The following is a 21,394-nucleotide window of genomic DNA, read 5'->3' on the forward strand; positions in this document are numbered from 1 at the left end:
TGGAATACTGGAAGAGAGTACTTCTAGCGTGAAGTGAGGAGAGAATCGATATGATTAAAAAGTTCTTTCTCTTTCTTGTGGCCTTGTTTGTTATCATCGTCATTGCGACACCAGTGTCTGCCCAGGACTTTTGGAAAGAAGGCCCGCGGGCTTCCTATGAGAGAGTATCGCAACATGTGCAGGGCTTAGTAGAGAATACAGATATAAAAAACGAGTTTCAAAATTTTGCAGTAGATGTCCAGTCGTTCTTTAAGTTCCTTGAAGATGTGGAATGGAAATACCCCGATGCACCTCCTGAAGAGCAAGCAGCTTCAGATTCCCCGACTGAACGGGTATCAGAGGACTCGCTCTCTGGATATGAATTGAAAGAATTCGAACAAGAGGTTGTTGCCTTGGTCAATAAAGAGCGGGAAGAGCGGGGACTCGAGCCATTACAAACGCATAATCGTTTGAGCGCATTAGCCAATGTGAAGTCACAGGATATGGCGGACAAACGGTATTTCAGCCATACCTCACCGACCTACGGCTCGCCATTTGATATGATGGACGAGTTTGATTTCCGTTACCAGGCAGCAGGAGAAAACATTGCCGCCGGTCAACGAACCCCCGAAGAAGTCGTTGAAGGTTGGATGAACAGTGACGGGCATAGAGCCAACATCCTACATGAAGACTTCACCCATATAGGTGTAGGATACATGGAGGGGGGCAGGACCTTATAAAAGATACTGGACACAATTATTCATGACCCCTCGTTAATTAATGGAAAAGCCGGATTCCCCATCACAGGAATCCGGCTTTTTTATCTTTTTCCTGCAGGTCAGAAATGGTTGGAGTTTAGTTTTTGGAGACGGATTTGAAGTATCCTTTGACGTTTAAAGGGTCAGTATCTTTCTCGGCATCGGCCCACTCCATGATTAAGGAAAACAACTGGATGAGCATGATCATCACCCCTGTGTATAAAAAGCCCTCAGACTGTTCCCTTCCGCTGAAGTAGAAAGAAGCTTCATGATAAAGCACAAATAATAAAGATGTCAGCAATAAATAAAGAAAGCGTCTCATGTAGTTTTGAAGCTGTATGAAAGAGCATTGCAGCAAGAGGGGTGCCCAGTAAATGATAGATCCGAAACCTAAAAGGAGCAGATGAACAATCCCGCTTAGTGGAAGGTGAAAAGCCAAATCGAAGCTTGCAAGTGCACCCACTACGAAGATGGTTGAACTTAAAACCGGGCGGCGACTTACTTTTATGACCCAGCGGAGACTGGAACGGAACCAAAGTTGCTTAAAATTTGCATAAAGGATTAAAGCAGGGGCTAATCCAAAGCAAATGATACTCCTGACATATTGAAAAGGGGTGGGCGATAAAAGGTAATGGATCGCCAGAGCAGCGAGGATAAATAGGGAATAAAGAAGGAATGTAAGAACGAAATTTTTATAAACCTTCATTTGGGGCTCATCTCCTGAAAGTTTTCGATTCATTTACCCTCCCCATCTTTTAATAAACCTATGTAGAAAAAAATTTCCATCAGAGTACATAAAATTAAAATCTGGAAGTTTGCTTTGTTGATCGATGAGAGTATGGTGAATGATTAAGAAAAATTTAAAAAATCTGTCTACAAATGGAAGAGAGTGATGAACTAGTGTTATAATTTTTAAGTTAAACATTAGTTTCTAGTTCTTTTCACCTTTATTATTAACAGGAAAGAAGTGCTTATATATGAATGCTATCCATTCCTTGATTAACCAACCAGCGATTCTTAAAAACTTATTTCATCATCTTAGTGACGCGGTAGCCATCATTCAAAAGGCAAAAGGGAAGGTGATCTTCACCTACATCAATGCAACGATGAAGCGGGCATATGGAGACCTGGAAGGGTGTGCTCTAGATGACCTTTATTGTGAGGCAAAACGAAACCATATTGAGGAAACGATGGAAAGGGCAGAGAATTGTCGTGATACTTTAGTTGAGAGCTCTAACCTTTATCCTAATCCGTTTCAAATCCCGTATGCTATACAATCTGTAGAACTTCAGGATACTTACTTTTTATACATAAAAATGGGGTCTACCCAAACGATGAAGCTGATTGAAGAAAAAGAACGTCAACGCGTAGAAAGTGAAAGCCGTTATGAATCGGTAGTTGAAACTTCTCCGGACTCAATTTTTCTGCATGATGAAGAAGATCGGATCATTTATGTGAATCAAGCAGGATTGGATTTGCTGGGAGCGGAAAAAGCCGTAGAGTTAATAGGGCGGGATATAAAAAAATTCCTCTACAATGAACCGTATGAAGATGCACGCGAACGTCTGAATACGTTATTGTCGGGCGGATATGTAAAAGGTCCGATTGAACGCCAAATTCAAAAATTGGATGGATCGATCATGGATGTCGAGTTGCATGGAGGTCTTGTGGAATATCATCAAATCAAAGCCGTCCAGACGATTTGCCGCAACATTTCAGAACGAAGAAAACAGCAGCATCAATTAAAAGAGATGGCATATCATGACCAATTGACAAACATTCCGAACAGGCGGTACTTTTTTAAAAAGTTGGAGGATGAGCTGAAGCGGGTAGATCAACAAGCATCGATTTTTGCCTTATTGTTCTTTGACCTGGATAATTTCAAACAAATCAACGATCGCTATGGACATCAAATCGGCGATGAATTACTTGTCATCTTTACTAAGCGTCTCAGTCAGGGGTTAAGGAAAACGGATACGCTCTCTCGTCTGGGTGGCGATGAATTTGTTATTCTTTTATCAGACCTAGCTGACACCAATCATCCTCGTAAAGTGGCGGATCGAATGCTGGAGCGTGTGCTCCAACCGATCCAACTGCAAGGGTGTGAGGTCGAAATCAGTGTGTCGATTGGAGTTTCCATTTATCCTGAACATGGGATGGATCAGGGAGAACTTCTTACCAAAGCAGATCGAGCACTATACAAGGCGAAAGAAAATGGGAGAAGTTGTGTTTCGGTTTATACTTATGGTTCATGAAAGGAGAATCAGCCTTGGAAATTCAAGAGCTTCATCAGTTTGATGCCATTGCATTAAAAGCGAAACTAGAAAGCAGAGAATTGAACATATCGGAAGTCATTCATCACTATAAAGCAGTCATGGAACGTAAGAATCCTGAATTAAATGCTGTTGTCCACTACATAAATGAACCTGTCAATACAGACGGATATTTTCGGGGGCTTCCTTTTCTTATCAAAGATTTGAATGCTGTGGAAGGCCATCCGTTGTCCTACGGTTCTAAGATGATGGAAGGTTTTGAGGCGAGTGGGGATGATGAAATCGTCAAACGCTTCAGAAGGGGAGGGCTTACCTTTATTGGGAAAAGCAATACACCTGAGTTCGGCTTCACGCCTGCTACGGAATCTGTCCATTTAGGGTTTACGAAAAACCCGTGGAACAAGAAGTATTCACCTGGAGGTTCAAGTGGAGGAGCAGCAGCTGCTGTTGCATCCGGTATGGTTCCTTTTGCACATGCCAGCGACGGAGGAGGGTCGATTCGAATCCCTGCTTCCAACTGTGGTTTGTTCGGGTTGAAACCGACGAGGGGAAGGACACCGTTTTCCATGCATTTGAACAGTCTTGCCGTCAGCCATGGGGTAACAAAATCAGTAAGAGACAGCGCTGCACTTCTTGATCTACTGGAAGGACCGCAAACAGGTGATCTGTTTGCAACCCCAGCAAAAGAGGACCCTTATGCCGGAATCTCTCATGAGGATCTCGGCTCATTGAAAATTGCTTATATGGCAGACTTCGGAGAACGGATGCCTATCCAAGAAGGTGTGCAATATGCCATTCGTAATACGGCGGAGCTTTGTGAATCGCTCGGCCATGAAGTAGAAGTTGCTTATCCGGATTTTGACCTCCATCGCTTCATGGATGCGTTCGTTACCGTATGGGTCGTTGGTGGCGCATTGGCTGTCAAAGGGGCAGCAAAAATGAATGGGATCAAGCCTAATGATCAGAATTTGGAGAAATTGCTTTCGACCTTGATCAAAAAAGCGGAAGGCTACACCGCAATGGAATACGAGCAAGCGCGTATGTTCCTAGCTACTGAAAGTGTGAAATTCCACTCGTTCTTTGATCAGTATGATGTGCTCTTACATCCCGTCAATTCCAAGTCCGCTTTACCTCTAGGTTGTTACAATGGAGAAGAAAAAACGATCGATGAGATATTGGCTGTGTCTGCTGACTATGCCCATCTTTCACCTGTAGCAAACGTAACAGGACAGCCGGCGATGAGTGTTCCTCTCTATTGGAATGAAGAAAATGTTCCCATTGGTTCTCATTTCACCGGAAGATTTGGTGATGAACGAACCCTGTTGAAGTTGGCCTCCCAGCTTGAAGAAGCACGCCCCTGGTGGCACAAGTATAACGAAATCATCTAAAAGAACCAGAAGTCCCTGCAAGGGGATTTCTGGTTCTTTACTTTTGTCCCTTATTAAATAATTAGGCAGGATTGTGGAAGACTCAGTTTCGAGACGTTTCTGGGGTCGTTGCTGTGTGTAGCGTTAGGGGTGGATGGGAAGCTACTCGCTTTCCTGTGGGGGGAGTGCCGAGCTTCCTCGGGCTAACGCCCTGCGGGATCTCGCCTATCTCCTTTCTCCCACGGGAGTCTCGCAGCTTCCCATCCACCCCATTCGATGAAGGGATAACGAACCCCTGTACCAAGTTGGAAGGTTTCCCGTTATCCCGGTTGTTGTAAGCATAAAACGCTCTGTATCAAGCTTTCAGGATTAAATATCTCGGTGTGGGAGTATTATACTTATACTCCCATCAAACTGAATAGCTGATTATTCAGTAAGTGGTTTCGAGATACTTATATAGCAAAGGGGCGGAGGGGAATGGCGAGACTCCTGCGGGAAAAAAGTGCAGGGCGAGACCCCACAGGATGAAGTCCGAGGAGGCTCACCGCGCTCCCGCGGAAAGCGAGCTATTCCCCTCCGCCCCCATCCACTCAACAAAAGTCTCGAAACTGAGTCTTCAAGAATAGGGAGTGTTCGTTAGAAATGTTTGTGGAGCCAGTTGATCGCTGCTTTTTCAACCTGGTCCAGGTAACCTTCGAAGCTGTGGGGGGCTCCTTCAATGATCGTCAACTGCGAGGAAGGCGGGAGCCATTTCATTCCTTTTTGGGTCAAAGGCAGCAAAATTTCTTCTTCTCCCTGATCCCCATGCACAATCAGGACAGGGCATTTGATGGAGGACAACAGCACCTCCTGATCTACTTGTTCAAAGTCTGCTAACATCTGTTTTGATATGACAATCTCTTCACGATAAGGGTCTTGCACGGGTTGTTTCAAATAACCAGTTTCTTTTAGTTCCTCTAGTTGAGAGGAAGTGAATTCTTCTGTCCAATCGTATGTAACGGGACCGGTCCCTGCTCCTGTAAGAATCATAGTTTTAATATAAGTAGGTTGATAGCTTTCCAGGCAGACGCGTGCTCCTAAACTGTGACCGTAAAGAGCGATTTCAGTAAATTCCCTGGAAACGGCATCATCAATGGCAGCTGTAAGATCGCTGATCTCAGCTTCAAGGCTTAACGGGCGGTCTTCACTTTCTCCACAACCACCAAAATCGAAGCGCATCACATGGTACCCGAGGTGTTGGAAATGTTCTGCAAAGCGATCAAATCGACCGCGTGATGAGCGATTGGAACGAAATCCGTGGCACATGATGATCAGTTTGTCATTTGTCCCCTTTTGAATAACCCCTCTTAGTTTCAATCCTTGGTTATTCCGAAAAGTAATCTTCTCCATTTCCTTACCTCCAAAGCTTCCTTAACAGTTTACCATAAAATGGTGAATGCAAGTTTTAAATTTGAAAGTAATTAAAATTTCTTTTTAAAGTAAAAGTTATTGCTTTTAAAGGTAATTTTCATTACTGTATAAAGTAACAAAGGAGGTAAATGATGGAATCTATTCACTTGAATGTTGCGCTTTTAAGAAGACGAGTGCCGAACTTAACGAAAGCGGCAAGGTCTGTGGGGTTAAGGCCTGCAACAGTTTCGAATCTTTGTACAGGTAAAATTGCGTTGGGAAGAACCGAAGTACGAACATTGGTTGCTTTGGCAAGCTTAGCGGAATGCAGTGTGGATGAATTGATTATCAGAGGGGAGAAATTCGAAATGATCGAAACGGGAATCAAGACGATCGACTTGTTCGCGCCATTGGCTAAAGGGGGAACCGCTGGTTTAGTAGCCAGACCGGGTATGGGGCAGCTGGTGGTTTTAGCGGAAATCTTTCATCGGTTGAAGAAAGAAGGATACTCTATCGTTATGCTTCAGCCGGAAGGAGATCATCCGGAGGTTTCGGACATTACGGCTGATGTAGATTCCATCCACCTCTCCATAGACGAAGCGGAGAAGGCAGTTGTTCAAGCGTCCAAAACTCATGAAGTTATTTTCGTATCCGATCGTTCTCATGTGCAGAAGGGAAGTATTTATCGACTTCAGGAAAAATGGGCAGGGGAGGCGTCCGTTACTACATTTCTCGTGGATTTGAAAGGAGAAGCTGTGGATGAAGATTTGCCTTATGGGCCTCTTGAGACCTTATGGCAATTTGATATGGATCTATCTGCACGGCATATGTATCCCGCGATCCATCCGATCTACTCCACCTCTTCCGTTTTGGAAGGTGCCAACTTGGATCAGGAACATTTTTCAATCCAACAAAAAGCTCAAAAACTGTTGCGGCGGTACCGTGAATTGAAATCTATCGTCCGTGCGAGCGGCATGGATCCTTTGTCAGATGCAGATACTCAGCTGTTTAAGCGTGGAGAGAAATTGGAGTCTTACCTAACGCAGCCATTTTTTGTAGCTGAGACATTTACAGGTGTGAAAGGGGCTCATGTCCCAATTAAAAAGATGCTTGCAGACGTAAGGAAAATTACGGATGGGGGCTACGATCACAAAGGAGTCGACGAATTCTCTATGATCGGCAGCATTGATTAAAATTGAAATATTTGGAGGATAAGACAGTAGTACACAGGAGAATATAGAGAAGAAAAAAATTTTCATAAAAAAACGTTTACATGAAAAAAGACAGTTTCAGCTATAAATCACCGGGGAATCTCCTGAAAACGTTCGAAATAAAAACAACTTTTCAGGAGGTACCCACATGACAAAGGGAAAAAGTATACATGCACTAATTATTCTTATGTTTACCCAATTTATTTCGGGTGGTGTAACCAATACAAAAGGAATAGTACTGGATCAAGTAGAAAAGGACCTGGGCCTCGATATGAGCCAATTCGGTCTGGTCGTTTTCATTTTCCAACTTGGATTTACGCTTGCGAGTGTCCTCATCGGTTACTATACCGATAAGAAAGGCTTACGGACGATGACCATCATTGGATCCATTATTATGGGCCTTGGCTTTCTTGGTACGGGACTTGCGCCTAATATTATGTTCTTCTTAGGTTTCTATATGATTGTCGGGTTTGGTTTAGGGGCTCTTGGTGTTGCTTCTAACGCAATCGTTCCTGCAGCTTACCCGAAGAAGCAAAATCAGATGTTCAACTTTGCGATGGGTGTTTACGGATTAGGTATGGTGCTATTTCCGCAGTTCCTAAACTATATGTTCCAATTTGCATCGTGGCGCTATTTTTATATAGGAATTGCAGTCAGTTTAGTAGCTGTGATCATCTATATAACCAGCGTAGCTTTTCCATCAGGGAAAGCAGAAAAAATCGACTTGAAAGCATTCATCCCTATGTTGAAAGACGCTCAATTTGTTTTTCTCATGATTTTTCTTGTCTTCCAAGTATCTGCGGAAGTATCGTTCATGAATTTCTTCCCGACGTACTTGAAGTCGCTTGATCTGGGCGGCATGTCAACGGCTGATAAAGAGGACATGGTAGCCACCATCTTGTCTGTCTTCTCCATCTTCTTCATGGCAGGACGTCTTGGTATCGCCTATTTGACCAATTGGATTAATGAGCGCATCATTTTAATTACGTTTTCTGCCGGCGCTTTGTTGATGGTCGGTGCTAGTTTCCTAGTTGCTGAGAATTTCCCTTACTTGTTCGCTGGGGCAGGGCTGTTCTTCTCGACATTGTTCCCGACTGCAACAGCATTTGGTACCCAGCTATCAAAAACAGGTGGATCAGCGCTTGGACTCATATATATCTCTGCAGGAATCGGTGGTGGTCTTGCGGGGTACATTGTCGGACTAGCTTCTGAAGCTTTCGGAATGGCCGGTGGTTTTAGTATCGTCATTGTTTTCCTTGCTCTTATGTTCATAACAACGTTCTTCCTGAATAATAAGAAATCAAGTCAGGCTCAAGCCTAGATGTAAGCATTCCGTCTCTATTGGCGGAGTGTTTTTGTGAAGAGCGATTATCCAAAACAAATAAAATGGTTTGCTTTCATCTTGTTATAAATTTCCTTCATCTCTTGTAAAATGGTAGATATGAGGGAGGATGACGATGAAGAAGCTATTTTTAATAGGCCTTGTACTTTTTATAATGACCGGCTGCAACGAGAAAAATGAGGAAGCTGAAGGACAGACAAATAAACAGTTGGAAGGTCACTGGGAGGGGGAAATTCAAATCCCCAACCAACCCTTGAACATTTTGATCGATTTTAAGTCTGGAGAAGATTGGAAAGGGACAATCACTATTCCTGCACAGAACGTTACAGATTTTTCATTAACTGAAATAGCTGCCAATGAAGGAAGTGTCTCTTTTCAGATGCCGCTTCCTGGTCAGTCCGTTCAGTTTGATGGAAAACTAGATGGAGAGCAACTGAGTGGGACTTTTACACAGAACGGACAAACTTTTCCATTTGCACTGACGAAAGGTGAAAAAGAAGGGGAAGAAGAAGAGGGGGAGTTCTTATCTATTGAAACTTCTACAGGACAATTATATGGCGAGTTATTGTTGCCTGATCATGAAGGTCCTTACCCTGTTGCTTTAATTATCCCAGGTTCAGGACCCACGGATCGGAATGGAAATTCTCAAGGTGCAGGAAGCAATAATAGTCTCAAACTTTTGGCAGAATCCTTAGCAGAGAAAGGGATTGCTTCCTTAAGATATGATAAAAGAGGCGCAGGCAAAAATATGAATGTCGTAACAGGCAACAGTGAAATGAGATTCGAAATTTTCATTGATGATGCTAAACAGTGGCTGGAAACGTTAGAAGATGATAAACGCTTCACAAATATAGCAGTGATTGGGCACAGTCAAGGTTCCCTTGTCGGAATGATGGCGGCAGGTGCTGAAACGACAGAAGCATTCATTTCCTTAGCAGGTGCCGGTCAAACTATTGATCATGTATTAGAAAAACAACTCGATGACAGTTTACCGGAGGACTTGTTCAAAGAAAGTCAAACGATCCTTGGGGAAATGCGGGAAGGGAAGACGGTTGCTGATGTCAGCCAGTCTCTGCAAGGGGTGTTTGCTCCTGATGTCCAACCTTTTCTCCTTTCATGGATGGCATACGATCCTGCTGAGCAATTGGCTGAATTGGATGTTCCGACATTAATTGTGAATGGCACGAACGATATTCAAGTACCGGAATCAGAAGCGCAACTCTTGAAAAAAGCAGAGCCCGAGGCGGAACTCATGCTTGTGGAAGGGATGAATCATGTGCTGAAGGAAGCCCCTGAGAATAGAGATGAGAACTTAGCGACCTACACAAACCCTGACCTGCCTCTTGCGGATGGACTTGTAGAGGGCATCATCGATTTCCTGAACCAACACGGCTTTGGCCAGTAAGGGACTCATCTTAAAGCGGAGTCTTCGAGATACAGGAGTTTGAATTAACAAGAAAAGAGAGGGACCGCCTATTTAGGTAGTCCCTCTCTTTTTGAACGCTCAGCGTCTAAGTTTTTGAAGAAGGCGGAGAATTTCAATGTATAACCAGACAAGGGTTACGATTAAGCCGAACGCTCCGTACCATTCCATGTGCTTGGGCGCACCCCGGTTGACGCCTTTTTCAATAAAATCAAAATCAAGAACGAGATTCAAAGCAGCGATGGCCACAATGAAGAGGCTGATGCCGATCCCAATAGGGCCGCTGGAATGAAGATAGGGGACGGTCATGCCGAAAAAGTTCAGGATGAAATTGACTAGATAAACGAGAAAAATACCTAACGTGGCGGAAACGACCATCAGCCGAAAGTTTCTGGTGACCTTTATGACTCTTGTTGCATAAAGAATCAATAAAGCTCCCATCACGGCTAGTGTTAAGCTGACTGCTTGAATGACAATTCCGGAATAAGCTCCCTCGACAAAGGCGGAAATACCGCCGATAAAAAAGCCTTCAAGGGCTGCGTATATAGGGGCAGTGACGGGCGCAGCTTTAGGGAAGAAGGCAGTAATCAAAGCGAAAATAAGCCCTCCAATGGCACCAATGACCATCATGAGTGTTACATCGACTCCAAGTGAGTACTGGTACCATGTGTACGCCGCTGTACCTACCAAAAATATAAACAGGAGGGCTATTTTTGCTGTCGTACCGCCCAAGGTCATCGTCTTACCTGATGTTGCAGAACGCTGAAATGTATCGTCTTTTAAAACGGGATTTCCCGATCTCATTTTACCACTCCTTCTCTATGCATCTCCTATGTGATGTACCCTTCATGGACATGAGAAACACTTAATGGGCATACCACTTGTAAAGCTTTTTCGGTCGTCCGATTTTCTGATGGCTGACCACTTGCTTGACTTTGCCTTCCTCTAGCAAATGCATGAGGTACCGGTATACGGTCGGGTAGGCAAGGCCGATGTCCTTTGAGATGACGTCCACAGGATAGGCCTCACGATTTTTCTGCAAGTAGTTTGAAATGGAACTTAAAGTTCCTTTGCTGATTCCTTTGGCGGTAAATACATCATCATTATCTTCCTGCTTGTTTTTCATATTAGCAATTTGTGCATGTAGCTTGATTCTCGAAATTAGATCAGGAGCTTTTACTGGTTTTAAGGCAAAGTCGGTGGCGCCTTCTTCCAGTAAACGATCAGCCACTTCTTGTCGTTCATCTACCGTCAGCACGAGAATAGGGACGACGGAATTGTGTTTTCGAATTTCCCTGACGGTTTGAAGGCCATCCATTTCCGGCATATGATAATCGACAAGTATGACGTCATACGTTCCTTTTAAAAACATATCGACACCTTCGCGTCCATTCATTGCTGTGTCTGATTCCCACCCGGCATGTTTACAAAACTCTGTAAGCATGTAACGTAAGGATTCGTCATTATCCATGATCAGTATTTTCATCTCGTACTCTCTCCTTCGGTAAATGGATCCAGAATGTCGTTCCTACCCCTTGTTTGCTTTCAATGGATAGCTCCGCCCCGTGTTCTTGTACGACATTTTTAACGAATGTCAGCCCTACACCAGGATGGGATTTCGTACTGTATCCTGCATTCCAAATTTTATTGATATTGGATTGGCTAATGCCATGTCCATTGTCTTTTACACCAATCAGTATGCCTGATTGTTCTACTTTAGTAGCGATGGTCACTTTGGCATCATTTTTTCCCTCGACGGCATCACTGGCATTATCAATTAAATTGACAAGCGCTCGTGTCATTCTGATTTTATTAATATAGATTTCAATATTTTCATCGGCGGCCAAATCGAACGCATAGATGGTAGCTGAATCTGAAAGTTTGTTCGCGCGTACATATTCGATGAATGTTTTCAATGTGCACCAATTTTTCTTCTCGTGATATAAGATTTCAGAAACCATATCACTGGTCGCTTGAATAGAAGAGGATATTTTGTTGGTGTATTGAAGGATTTCTTCGTCCTTTGTTTTCATTTGAATGAGGCTGTTCAGTCCCTCCATCAGGGATAATGGAGTTTTCAAGTCATGAACGAGATGGAGCGCTTCTCTACCAGAACGTGACTCCACCATGTCGAGCCGGGCGATATCCAAGTCTTGTCTCATTTTTGCTTTTTGTTCTGCAACAGTTAAGTACACGGCAAGGAAGGTTGCATTTACGATGAATACCGCGAAAAAGACGAGACTGTAAAAACTTAACGTACTGCCGAACCCTAACTCCGCAGCCATTCTTTTCACTTCCATGGAAATTTCCCCACCGCCAAAGCCGAAAGCGCTTAGGAAAAGTACCGTATCCAGCCATTGAAAACCGAATAGCAATTGGGCGAGAATGAAAGCTTTGAATACAGGGCGTAATTGACCATTTCCTAAAAAATGAAGGACGGCGATCGATAATAAAAGGAAAATGGCAGGCCCGCCAAAATGATAGTTGATTGAATTGTACCCGTTAATCATGGCGTAAACCAATGGGATGATCACTACAGGGACGGCAACTTTCAACCATGGCCGGTTCAACTTCACTCCGAGCTCATCTCCGAGAAGAAGGGCCCCAATATAGTGGGGGAGCGCTCGTACCGTGTTTAACATGACGAGTCCGAATGCAGCCATCATTAGTGTGGCCCCTGATGGAGCGGCTTGGAGTCTCTCGATGACAGCGGCTAGACCCGACCTCTCAACGCTCAGCCAGAGCGGCATCGTCACCCCGGTCAATATGAGAACGATTTTAATCCATATACTCTTCGACTTTAGCAATTCCGATATCATGGCAGTCACCCTAACGACGAGATCTTTCTATATATTCTAATATATGAGACTGATATTTTCGATTCTTTTTTCCTTTGAAGCACTACAAAGTGATGTTTTTCCATTCTTATCTTCTATGGAAAACCTGGCAGGCGGTAGTATAATAGACATATATATTCAAGGATGAAAGGTGTCCGCAACTATGATCATAATCATTGATAACTATGATTCATTCACATATAACTTAGCCCAATATTTTAAACAGATGGATTCAGAAGTAATCGTAAAAAGAAACGATGAATGGCAGATCGAAGAGATCCGTTCGCTCGAACCGAGTCTTATTGTCCTTTCCCCCGGACCGGGGAGGCCGGAAGAATCAGGGATTTGCAAGGAAGTTTTGCATCATTTTGGTGGAGAAATTCCCTTATTAGGCATTTGCCTAGGCCACCAACTGATGGTTGAACATTTTGGGGGGATCGTCGTCAAAGGAAATCAACCGATGCACGGCAAAGTAACGACAATTACGAATGATGGCCGGACCATGTTTCACAAGCTCCCCGGATCTTTCCGAGTCACCCGTTACCATTCTCTTCAGGCAGATTTACCTTCATTACCGGAAAAGCTCGAAGTTACGGCCCTTTCTGAAGATGGTGTCATTATGGGGGTACGCCACCGGTACAAGATGATGGAAGGCATACAATTCCACCCCGAGTCGATATTGACGGAGTATGGGTATGACCTGCTTCGAAACTTTCATGTCCGGGCTGTTCGCTACAAGGCAAGTAGAAGAGAGGAGGTAGGCGTATGACAACCTCACCTTTTTTGCAGTTTGAATTCTCAAATGCCCAGGGGGACCCGGACCATAAAGTGTTTCAACAACCGGTTGAGGTCCTCACGACCGATGATGTGAGCGAGGTGAAATCAGTCTTCAAGCGGGTGGAAGAAAGGCTCGACGAGGGTTACTATGTAGCTGGCTATGTATCCTATGAAGCTGCCCCTGCTTTTGATCAGGCCTTTCGCGTTCATCCTCATCCGGAATGGCCGCTTGTGTGGTTCGGAGTGTTCGATCGATTTGAAACAGATTGGAAGGATGCAGGTTCCAGGCTGTTTCATGTATCAGACTGGGAGTTGCGTGGGAATTATGCTTCCTATCAAAAAGGAATAGAAGAAGTGAAAGCGGGGATTGAACGGGGGGATACGTATCAGGTGAACTTTACAACCAGAATGGAAGCCTCTTTCTCTGGGGATGATTATACGTTTTATAGAAGACTTGTGAGAAATCAGCAGTCTTCCTATAGTGCCTACCTAAACATGGGGGAAAAGCGGATTCTGTCTGCTTCTCCGGAGTTGTTTTTCCGAGTCGATGGAAACCAATTAAAAACAAAGCCAATGAAAGGAACGGCATCAAGAGGAAGGGATTCCAAAGAGGATGAGTCTAAGCGGGGGGGAACTTCAGACATCACATAAGGAGCGATCCGAGAACCTTATGATTGTTGATTTGTTGAGAAATGATCTAGGTAGAATCGCTGTACCTGGTAGTGTTCATGTCCCTAACCTGTTCGAAGTGGAAACCTATCCGACCGTCCATCAGATGACTTCAACGGTGGTAGGCCGTTTGTCTGAAGATTACACCATGTACGAATTATTTCAGGCTTTGTTTCCGTGTGGCTCGATTACAGGAGCTCCAAAAGTGAGGACCATGGAATACATTCAAAGATTAGAAGACTCGCCACGCGAGGTATATTGCGGCGCCATCGGTTATATGACGCCTGAGAAAGAAGCCGTTTTCAATGTCCCTATTCGTACAGTTATGATTGATCAGAAGCAAGAAAGAGCTGTTTATGGTACAGGTGGAGGTATTACTTGGGAATCAACTTCAGAGGGGGAGTATGAGGAGTTGAAGACGAAGGCGCGTCTCCTCACAGAAGATCGGCCAAGATTTCAACTTTTGGAGACGATGAAGTTGGAAAATGGCGTGATTGATTTACTTGACGATCACCTGGACCGAATCACGGCAACGGCTTCGTATTTCGCTTACCCTATTAAAAGAAGTGATTTAGAGAACAAATGCTCTCAAGTAACCACCGCTTATCCAAATGGTCTCTATAAAACTCGCATGCTTGTTGATGAAGAAGGGAAAGCTGAAATAGAAGTCCATGGTTTAACGCCACCCGCTTCTTGTGTGACCGGCACCTTATCTGAAGAACCTGTAAACGAAGAGGATCCATTTCTGTTTCATAAAACCACTCACCGGTGTGTATATCAACGTCATCGATCTGACGAAGCGGAAGCGACGTTGCTTTGGAATCGCAGAGGTGAATTAACGGAATTTACAATAGCTAATCTTGTCGTAAACATCGACGGTCAATACTATACCCCTCCTGTTAGTTGTGGATTACTGGCAGGAACTTATAGGAAAGACTTATTAAGAAGTGGAAAACTGAAAGAAAAGGTTCTCTATAAAAAGGATATCCACATGTTCGATGAAGTATGGATGATTAACGCTGTTAGAGGCTGGGTGAAGGTTGAACTACAGGAGAAGGCTCAATAATCCAAAGGAGTGCTTCGTTTAATGAAAAAACATATCGTTTTTTATGACGCACAGTGTCCGTTTTGTTTTTATGTGAAGAAAACATTCCGAACGTTCGATTGGTTTCATCAAATTAAATGGGTAGCTGTCCAGGAGACAGAAGAGATGGGGAAGTACCCTTACTTGGAAGGCAGGAATACGCTGGATGAGATTCATATGCTGACAAAAGAAGGAGAAGTGAAACAAGGTTTTGAAACCATTCGTAAACTTCTGCTTTCTCTGCCTTTATTCACTGTGATCGGCATTCTTCTTTCTTTTCCGGGTATCGACCGGGTGGGTTCTCCATTATACCGCTGGTTTTCTGATCACAGACACCAATGGTTCGGCCGCTACGACCTTCCCAGATACGCATAAAAACCCTCATCAACGAGGGTTTTTATTATGGTAAATGGCAGGATTGTGGGAGACTTGATTTCGATATGTTTGTGTGAGTTTAGGGGCTGCGGGAAAAGGTTCGTCTTGCTCCATCGTCCAGACACTCGCGTCATAAGCAGAACAGCAAAGGAATGAAAAACACATTCCTTTGCTGTTCTGTTTATGCCAGTCGTGTCTACCAGGACGATTCCGCATTTGAACACTTTCCATGGGGCGGGCGGTGAGCCTCCTCAGGCTGCTCCGGGGTCTCACCTGTCCCACACGTCCCATAGGAGTCTCACCGTTTCCCTCCGCCCCTTTGCCATATGAGGTTCTCGAAATCATGATAGGTATAATCAGCATCCACACTTAAGGAAAGTGGGTAAATAATTGTCATCATAGCAAGCATTTTACGCCTGAAATCTGGTGTAGTGCGCTTTATACATAAATTTTAGTTATCGTGGAAGACAATCCTGCGCGGTAGAGGGATTCGTTTCTCTCTTACTTCAAATGGGGTGGTTGGGAAGCTGCGAGACTCCCGCGGGAATGGATTGGCTGGAGAGACCCCGCAGAGCTTTAGCTCGAGGAGGCTCTCCGTCATCCCCGCAGGAAAGCGAGTAGTTTCCCAACCACCCCATTACGCTCAATCTGGAAAACGACTCCCGGTGATCTCGAAACTGAGTCTTCCACAATCGGGAGCTGTTGTGGGGAAGGGTTATTTGTGTTTTTTTCTTAGCATGCTGTATGAACCGAGAGCGATGACGATAATGGCGAAGGTTAGGGATGTCCATTGGCCGTTCGAGATGCCTTGATAAAGACCATGCGAAAGAAACAATAAACATAAAATAAGGAACAATACCAACGATACTTTATTCATAATGTCCTCCTATGCGTAAACTTCCTTTATCATACCGGAGGATGTTCGTTTTATCTAGTGTTCTGTGTTACATTATTATTGGATAATAATTTGAGCTGAGGGGTTTCCAAGATGAGAGAAGAAATTACATATATCGGTGAAAAAATTGAGAAATGCTCGGAACAATTGGCTAATCGGGTGCGAGAGTTGAAAACAGAAGAGTTCGGGGCAGCTACCATTCGAACAGCAAATTGGGAAGAACTCTTCTCCTATATCGGTGAAGTGATCATCGGGGATGGTGCTTCTTCCATGCAGCACATTGAAATGTGGGCGGATCGCGAAGGAGAGCAGAAGGTAGAGGCGGAAGTCGAGCTGGATCAATCCCTGCGGACGATGAACTTTGTTCGTCGAGCGATTTGGGGAATATTTTCTGAAGAGTTATCCAATGATGAGTTTTCTTCTTCCACGGTGGTACACGTCTGCAAAACCATTAATGAAGTATTAGATGAAATTACGAAACACTTCAGTCAAACGTACTCCAGAAACATTCGTATGGAGTGGGAAAGAAAAGAAATGCGGATGGCTGAACTGTCTGTGCCCGTTGTACCGATTACAAAGGGAGTAGCTGTGCTGCCATTGATTGGAGAAGTGGATACCAATCGTGCTCAGTCAATCATGGAAACCTCCTTAAATAAGAGTTCTGAATTTGAATTGGATTACCTTTTTATTGATGTATCTGGTGTTCCGGTGATCGACACGGTCATTGCTAATTACATTTATCAGGTCGTTCATGCTCTTGAACTTGTTGGTGTTCATGCGACTCTAACAGGATTAAGGCCGGAAACAGCGAAATCTCTTGTAGATATGGGTGTAAACTTCACTAAAGTCCATACAAAGGCGGGTTTGCATCAGGCTCTAGAAGAGATCGGCATTTACATACATCATGGTGATTCATAATAGGATACAGAAAAGGACTGAGAAATAACATTTCTCAGTCCTTTTTTCGGTTGATTTTTTATCGACCGTCACTTTTGAGTGGGTTCTGCAACTTTGACAAGTTGTTTACCAAGGTTCGCTCCTTCAAATAACCCGAAGAATGCATCTGGGATATTTTCAAACCCTTCTGTAATCGTTTCTTCATATTTCAAACGGCCTTCCTGAAGCCATTGAGCTAAGTGGGAGAACCCTTCTTTAAATCGATCCTGATAATCACCGACTGTGAACCCTTTAATGAGCGCACTGGATTTAATCAAGTGCATCTGCATCCGCGGCCCTTGATCATTCGGAACATTGTAGGATGCGATGGCTCCACACTGGGCGATGCGTGCGAATTTGTTTAATAATGGATAGACAGCATCTGAAATATCGCCACCGACATTATCAAAATAAACATCTACGCCATTTGGACAAGCTTCTTCTAGACGTTCAGGTACACTCTCTGACTTGTAGTTGATGACTTCGTCAACGCCGAGTTCATTTTTCAAGTACGCTAATTTTTCATCTGAACCGGCAATACCGACCACATGGCAGCCTGATATTTTACCGATTTGGACAACAGCAGAGCCAACTGCTCCGGCAGCTCCTGAAACCACTAATGTTTCGCCTTCTTTTGGCTTCCCGATATCCATCAGTCCGAAATATGCAGTTAATCCAGGCATACCAAGGATTCCGAGAGATGTAGTAACGGGTCCAAGACTTGGATCTACTTTTCTGAGCGTGTCTGCCGGAGCTGCTGCATATTCTTTCCACGGAAGCATCCCTGTGACAATATCACCCTCTTGTAGAGCATCCGCTTTCGATTCCACAACTTCCCCGACGACCCCACCTTCCATAGGTTCGTTCAGTTGGAAGGGAGCAATATACGATTTAGCGGCGCTCATACGGCCTCTCATGTAAGGATCTACGGAGACATAAAGCAGTTTGACCAGTACTTCCCCTTGAGAAGGAACAGGGCGCTCAGTTTCTGCCATTTTAATATGTTCATGTGTAGGAGCGGCTTCTGGACGTTTGACTAATTGAATTTCTTTGTTCATTTTTATCACTCTCCTTGCTTGTATCATAACGGGTCTAATCCTTGATTGGGAAATGATATGTTTGAAGATGTAAGGTAGGTTAGACAAAAGGAGGCGGAAGTATGCAGGATAGACTTTATGAAAAGGTGAAATTTGTCGAAGGGGAAAACTTCGTAACCATTGAAGATACACGGGATCTCACAGATGAAGAACTGCAATCATTGGCTTTCAAATTTGTAAAAGATCCAACGTATGATGGAGTTGAAAACCGGACAATCCTTGTTCCCTCCACCTTCAAAGAAGAGACTACAGGTTACATAAAAGGTCTTGGATTCAAGCAACATGATGAGGTTTATTTTTTTCGGTGTGACTTGGGTGAGGTAGGTGAAATGGTCGGAGAAGCACAATGTTTTGAATTCAGATCGCTAAGAAAGGAAGAAGAGGTCTCATTTAAAGAGACGTGGCGCTGATCGATGGAAGGGTCCCTAAACGCTCCCCAGTCCTTGAACATGGAGGAACAAATGAAAAGCGTGAAGAAAGAACTTGGTCCGGGTTATGTGGATACTTGTATGACCGCTTATGAAAATGGCACCCCTATAGGTGTGGTCATGCCGCACATTGAACCGGGTACAAAGGAAGAAGGAAGGATTTTTTACTTCGGCTTGGTTCCGGAAGAACGAGGAAAGAACAAAGCGGCTGCTTTGTATAAAGAGGGATTGAACCTACTTAGAAATCATTTCAAAGCTTCATATAGTACTGGTGCGACAAGTGTTCATAATAGCCCGATGTTGAAAGTTTTCGAGAGGTGCGGGTGTACGATAACAGAGAGGGTTGGCGTATACAAGTACTCCAAGTGAGTGAAAAAACTGGCTTATTTCATTGAGGAATAGATAACGAATACAAAGAGTAGGTAAGGGTTTTGGTTGGGAATAAGAAAACGCCCAGGAATCCCCTGGACGTTTTTCTTTACGACTCTATACTTTCTTTCAGTTCTTTGTACTCCTCATCCGTAAAGGCGCGTGAGCGTGTAAGGAACCTTTTGCCTTCGACTCCTTCCAGAGAAAACATTCCTCCGCGGCCCTCAACAACATCAATGATCAGTTGGGTATGCTTCCAATAATCATACTGCTTTTTGTTGATGTAAAAAGGAGTTTCACCGATCTTTCCAAGTAACACATCTTGACTGCCGATCATAAGGTCGCCTTCTTCGTAACACATCGGGGAGCTGCCGTCACAGCACCCGCCCGATTGGTGGAAAAGAAGAGGGCCGTGTTTATCCTTCAGCATTTTAATCAATTCAAGAGCATCGTCCGTCGCTTTTACGCGTTCCACCATTTTTTCAGCTCCTTTCATATGCCGAAAATCAAGGAGTTTAGATTCCCATTTTAAAAGAATCCAAGCTTCTGTGGGCTGTAGCTGACGAGCATATTCTTCGTTTGTTGATAATGGCTGAGCATCATCTTATGGTTCTCCCGGCCAACCCCGGACATTTTGTATCCGCCGAAAGCTGCATGTGCAGGGTAGGCGTGGTAACAGTTGGTCCAAACGCGTCCGGCTTCAATTCCGCGGCCGAAACGGTAAGCTGTATTCATATCACGTGTCCACACACCGGCACCCAAGCCGTAAAGCGTGTCATTGGCGATCTTCATGGCTTCTTCTTTATCTTTGAACGTCGTCACAGATAGGACTGGACCGAAGATTTCTTCATGGAAGATTCTCATACTGTTATCGCCTTTGAATACTGTCGGCTGTACGTAGTACCCGTCTTTGAAGTCGCCTTCCATTTGATTACGAGCTCCACCAGTCAGGCACTCGGCCCCTTCTTCCTTACCGACCTCAAGGTAAGACAAGATTTTCTCTAGTTGTTCGGAGGAAGCTTGAGCACCCATCATTACTTCAGGGTCAAGTGGGTTTCCTGTCTTAATTTCTTTGACGCGTTTGATGGCACGTTCCATAAATTCGTCATAGATTGACTCCTGGATGAGGGCACGAGAAGGACATGTACATACTTCACCTTGATTCAAAGCAAACATGACCATCCCTTCAATTGTTTTATCCAGTAAATCGTCATCTTCACGCATGACATCCTCAAAAATGATGTTTGGTGATTTTCCACCAAGCTCTAAAGTAACAGGAATGATGTTTTGAGAGGCATATTGCATGATCATTCGTCCGGTTGTCGTTTCTCCTGTAAAAGCGATTTTACTGATGCGAGGGCTTTGGGCTAACGGCTTACCAGCTTCTAACCCGAAACCGTTGACGACATTCAATACCCCTGCAGGCAGCAAGTCTTCTATTAATTCCAGCAGATACATGATAGATGCCGGTGTCTGTTCTGCAGGCTTCAGAACAATCGCATTTCCGGCAGCGAGAGCGGGAGCTATTTTCCACGTCGCCATCAACAGTGGGAAGTTCCATGGAATGATTTGACCAACGACTCCTAGTGGCTCGTTGAAATGGTAAGCAATCGTATCGTTATCGATTTCGCCGATGGATCCTTCTTGGGAACGAATGACTGAAGCAAAATAACGGAAGTGATCAACGGCAAGCGGAAGGTCAGCATTCAGAGTTTCACGGACAGCTTTCCCGTTCTCCCACGTCTCCGCAATGGCCAAATTCTCGAGGTTTTCCTCCATTCGGTCTGCAATGCGGTTTAGGACCAAAGAACGCTCCGCCACGGACGTTTTCCCCCAAGCATCCTTCGCTTTGTGTGCAGCATCAAGGGCAAGCTCAATATCTTCCTCCGTCGAACGTGCGACCTGACAAAAAGTTTGTCCTGTTACAGGGGTGACATTATCAAAATATTGTCCTTTGACAGGAGCTGTCCATTCTCCGCCAATGAAGTTGTCATAGCGTTTCTTGAACTGAACTTTAGATCCTTCTGTATTAGGAAAAGCATATACCATAAAAACATCCTCCTAGTGATTTACTTTGCAACCGCTTACAAAAAATTTTATGTAAGTAGGCGCGCTTACTTTTTAAATTATCACTTGTACAGAATATTGTCAATTTACAGACAAATATGTGAAAATTTCTAGTACG

General features: G+C 44.2%; 22 protein-coding genes. 13 read left to right on the forward strand and 9 right to left on the reverse strand.

The window, feature by feature from the left end; translation table 11 throughout:
- Positions 1-50 precede the first annotated feature (50 nt).
- Entirely contained in the window at positions 51-719 is a 669-nt protein-coding gene (locus tag LC065_RS06065) for a CAP domain-containing protein (RefSeq protein WP_306163812.1), read from the forward strand.
- A gap of 115 nt (positions 720-834) precedes the next feature.
- Here the strand turns inward: LC065_RS06065 and LC065_RS06070 are convergent, their stop codons facing one another.
- Complete coding sequence (locus LC065_RS06070; protein ID WP_226593076.1) at positions 835-1,476, reverse strand: hypothetical protein; 642 nt, start codon at positions 1,474-1,476, stop codon at positions 835-837.
- A gap of 238 nt (positions 1,477-1,714) precedes the next feature.
- Here LC065_RS06070 and LC065_RS06075 point away from each other — a divergent pair, with 238 nt between their 5' ends.
- Both LC065_RS06075 and LC065_RS06080 read left to right on the forward strand, forming a co-directional pair.
- Entirely contained in the window at positions 1,715-2,992 is a 1,278-nt protein-coding gene (locus tag LC065_RS06075) for a sensor domain-containing diguanylate cyclase (protein WP_226593074.1), read from the forward strand.
- Positions 2,993-3,006: 14 nt separating this feature from the next.
- Complete coding sequence (locus LC065_RS06080) at positions 3,007-4,398, forward strand: amidase (RefSeq protein WP_226593072.1); 1,392 nt, start codon at positions 3,007-3,009, stop codon at positions 4,396-4,398.
- A 615-nt stretch (positions 4,399-5,013) separates the two neighbouring features.
- Here the strand turns inward: LC065_RS06080 and LC065_RS06085 are convergent.
- Complete coding sequence (locus LC065_RS06085) at positions 5,014-5,766, reverse strand: alpha/beta hydrolase (protein ID WP_226593070.1); 753 nt, start codon at positions 5,764-5,766, stop codon at positions 5,014-5,016.
- Positions 5,767-5,918: 152 nt separating this feature from the next.
- Between LC065_RS06085 and LC065_RS06090 the strand changes: the two genes are divergently transcribed.
- The 3 genes from LC065_RS06090 to LC065_RS06100 all read left to right on the forward strand — a co-directional run bounded on the left by LC065_RS06090 (position 5,919) and on the right by LC065_RS06100 (position 9,724).
- Entirely contained in the window at positions 5,919-6,959 is a 1,041-nt protein-coding gene (locus tag LC065_RS06090) for an ATP synthase beta subunit C-terminal domain-containing protein (protein WP_226593068.1), read from the forward strand.
- Between the two features lie 166 nt (positions 6,960-7,125).
- Complete coding sequence (locus LC065_RS06095) at positions 7,126-8,298, forward strand: MFS transporter (RefSeq protein WP_226593066.1); 1,173 nt, start codon at positions 7,126-7,128, stop codon at positions 8,296-8,298.
- 136 nt (positions 8,299-8,434) lie between these two features.
- The gene (locus LC065_RS06100) at positions 8,435-9,724 is read left to right on the forward strand and encodes an alpha/beta hydrolase family protein (protein WP_226593064.1); all 1,290 of its coding nucleotides are present in this window, start codon (positions 8,435-8,437) and stop codon (positions 9,722-9,724) included.
- Positions 9,725-9,823: 99 nt separating this feature from the next.
- Here the strand turns inward: LC065_RS06100 and LC065_RS06105 are convergent, their stop codons facing one another.
- From LC065_RS06105 to LC065_RS06115, 3 genes are all read right to left on the reverse strand, one after another.
- Complete coding sequence (locus tag LC065_RS06105) at positions 9,824-10,546, reverse strand: Bax inhibitor-1/YccA family protein (RefSeq protein ID WP_226593062.1); 723 nt, start codon at positions 10,544-10,546, stop codon at positions 9,824-9,826.
- A gap of 61 nt (positions 10,547-10,607) precedes the next feature.
- The gene (locus tag LC065_RS06110) at positions 10,608-11,228 is read right to left on the reverse strand and encodes a response regulator transcription factor (RefSeq protein ID WP_306163813.1); all 621 of its coding nucleotides are present in this window, start codon (positions 11,226-11,228) and stop codon (positions 10,608-10,610) included.
- Positions 11,206-12,561 carry a sensor histidine kinase gene (locus LC065_RS06115; RefSeq protein ID WP_226593058.1) on the reverse strand — a complete coding sequence of 452 codons (1,356 nt, stop codon included), beginning with the start codon at positions 12,559-12,561 and terminating at the stop codon, positions 11,206-11,208. Before LC065_RS06115 ends, LC065_RS06110 begins: the two co-directional genes overlap by 23 nt.
- A 181-nt stretch (positions 12,562-12,742) precedes the next feature.
- Here LC065_RS06115 and LC065_RS06120 point away from each other — a divergent pair, with 181 nt between their 5' ends.
- The 4 genes from LC065_RS06120 to LC065_RS06130 are packed head-to-tail and all read left to right on the forward strand — an operon-like array spanning position 12,743 to position 15,484.
- Positions 12,743-13,348: an anthranilate synthase component II gene (locus tag LC065_RS06120; protein WP_226593057.1), complete on the forward strand. Its 606-nt coding sequence runs from the start codon at positions 12,743-12,745 to the stop codon at positions 13,346-13,348.
- The gene (locus tag LC065_RS20400) at positions 13,345-14,007 is read left to right on the forward strand and encodes a chorismate-binding protein (RefSeq protein ID WP_371933408.1); all 663 of its coding nucleotides are present in this window, start codon (positions 13,345-13,347) and stop codon (positions 14,005-14,007) included. The genes LC065_RS06120 and LC065_RS20400 overlap by 4 nt, the downstream gene beginning before the upstream one ends.
- 19 nt (positions 14,008-14,026) lie before the next feature.
- A complete protein-coding gene (locus LC065_RS20405) occupies positions 14,027-15,091 on the forward strand; it encodes a chorismate-binding protein (protein WP_371933409.1) in 1,065 nt (354 codons plus the stop codon).
- 21 nt (positions 15,092-15,112) lie between these two features.
- Entirely contained in the window at positions 15,113-15,484 is a 372-nt protein-coding gene (locus LC065_RS06130) for a thiol-disulfide oxidoreductase DCC family protein (protein WP_226593054.1), read from the forward strand.
- Positions 15,485-16,199: 715 nt separating this feature from the next.
- Here the strand turns inward: LC065_RS06130 and LC065_RS06135 are convergent.
- Complete coding sequence (locus LC065_RS06135) at positions 16,200-16,361, reverse strand: hypothetical protein (protein WP_167506204.1); 162 nt, start codon at positions 16,359-16,361, stop codon at positions 16,200-16,202.
- Between the two features lie 111 nt (positions 16,362-16,472).
- Between LC065_RS06135 and LC065_RS06140 the strand changes: the two genes are divergently transcribed.
- Entirely contained in the window at positions 16,473-17,297 is an 825-nt protein-coding gene (locus LC065_RS06140; protein WP_226593052.1) for an STAS domain-containing protein, read from the forward strand.
- A 68-nt stretch (positions 17,298-17,365) separates the two neighbouring features.
- Here LC065_RS06140 and LC065_RS06145 read toward each other — a convergent pair whose 3' ends face one another.
- Positions 17,366-18,373: an NADP-dependent oxidoreductase gene (locus LC065_RS06145; RefSeq protein WP_226593050.1), complete on the reverse strand. Its 1,008-nt coding sequence runs from the start codon at positions 18,371-18,373 to the stop codon at positions 17,366-17,368.
- 101 nt (positions 18,374-18,474) lie between these two features.
- On the opposite strand from LC065_RS06145, the gene LC065_RS06150 reads away from it, so the two are divergent.
- Both LC065_RS06150 and LC065_RS06155 read left to right on the forward strand, forming a co-directional pair.
- Positions 18,475-18,822: a hypothetical protein gene (locus LC065_RS06150; RefSeq protein WP_226593048.1), complete on the forward strand. Its 348-nt coding sequence runs from the start codon at positions 18,475-18,477 to the stop codon at positions 18,820-18,822.
- Between the two features lie 51 nt (positions 18,823-18,873).
- Positions 18,874-19,209, forward strand: a complete 336-nt coding sequence (locus LC065_RS06155; RefSeq protein WP_226593047.1) for a GNAT family N-acetyltransferase — start codon at positions 18,874-18,876, stop codon at positions 19,207-19,209.
- A gap of 109 nt (positions 19,210-19,318) precedes the next feature.
- Here LC065_RS06155 and LC065_RS06160 read toward each other — a convergent pair whose 3' ends face one another.
- On the reverse strand, positions 19,319-19,687 hold the full coding sequence (locus LC065_RS06160; RefSeq protein WP_226593045.1) for a DUF779 domain-containing protein: 369 nt from the start codon (positions 19,685-19,687) through the stop codon (positions 19,319-19,321).
- Positions 19,688-19,737: 50 nt separating this feature from the next.
- Positions 19,738-21,258: an aldehyde dehydrogenase gene (adh, locus tag LC065_RS06165; protein WP_306163814.1), complete on the reverse strand. Its 1,521-nt coding sequence runs from the start codon at positions 21,256-21,258 to the stop codon at positions 19,738-19,740.
- Between the last annotated feature and the right edge of the window lie 136 nt (positions 21,259-21,394).

Source organism: Halobacillus litoralis, from assembly GCF_020524085.2.
Classification (GTDB): domain Bacteria; phylum Bacillota; class Bacilli; order Bacillales; family Halobacillaceae; genus Halobacillus; species Halobacillus litoralis_E.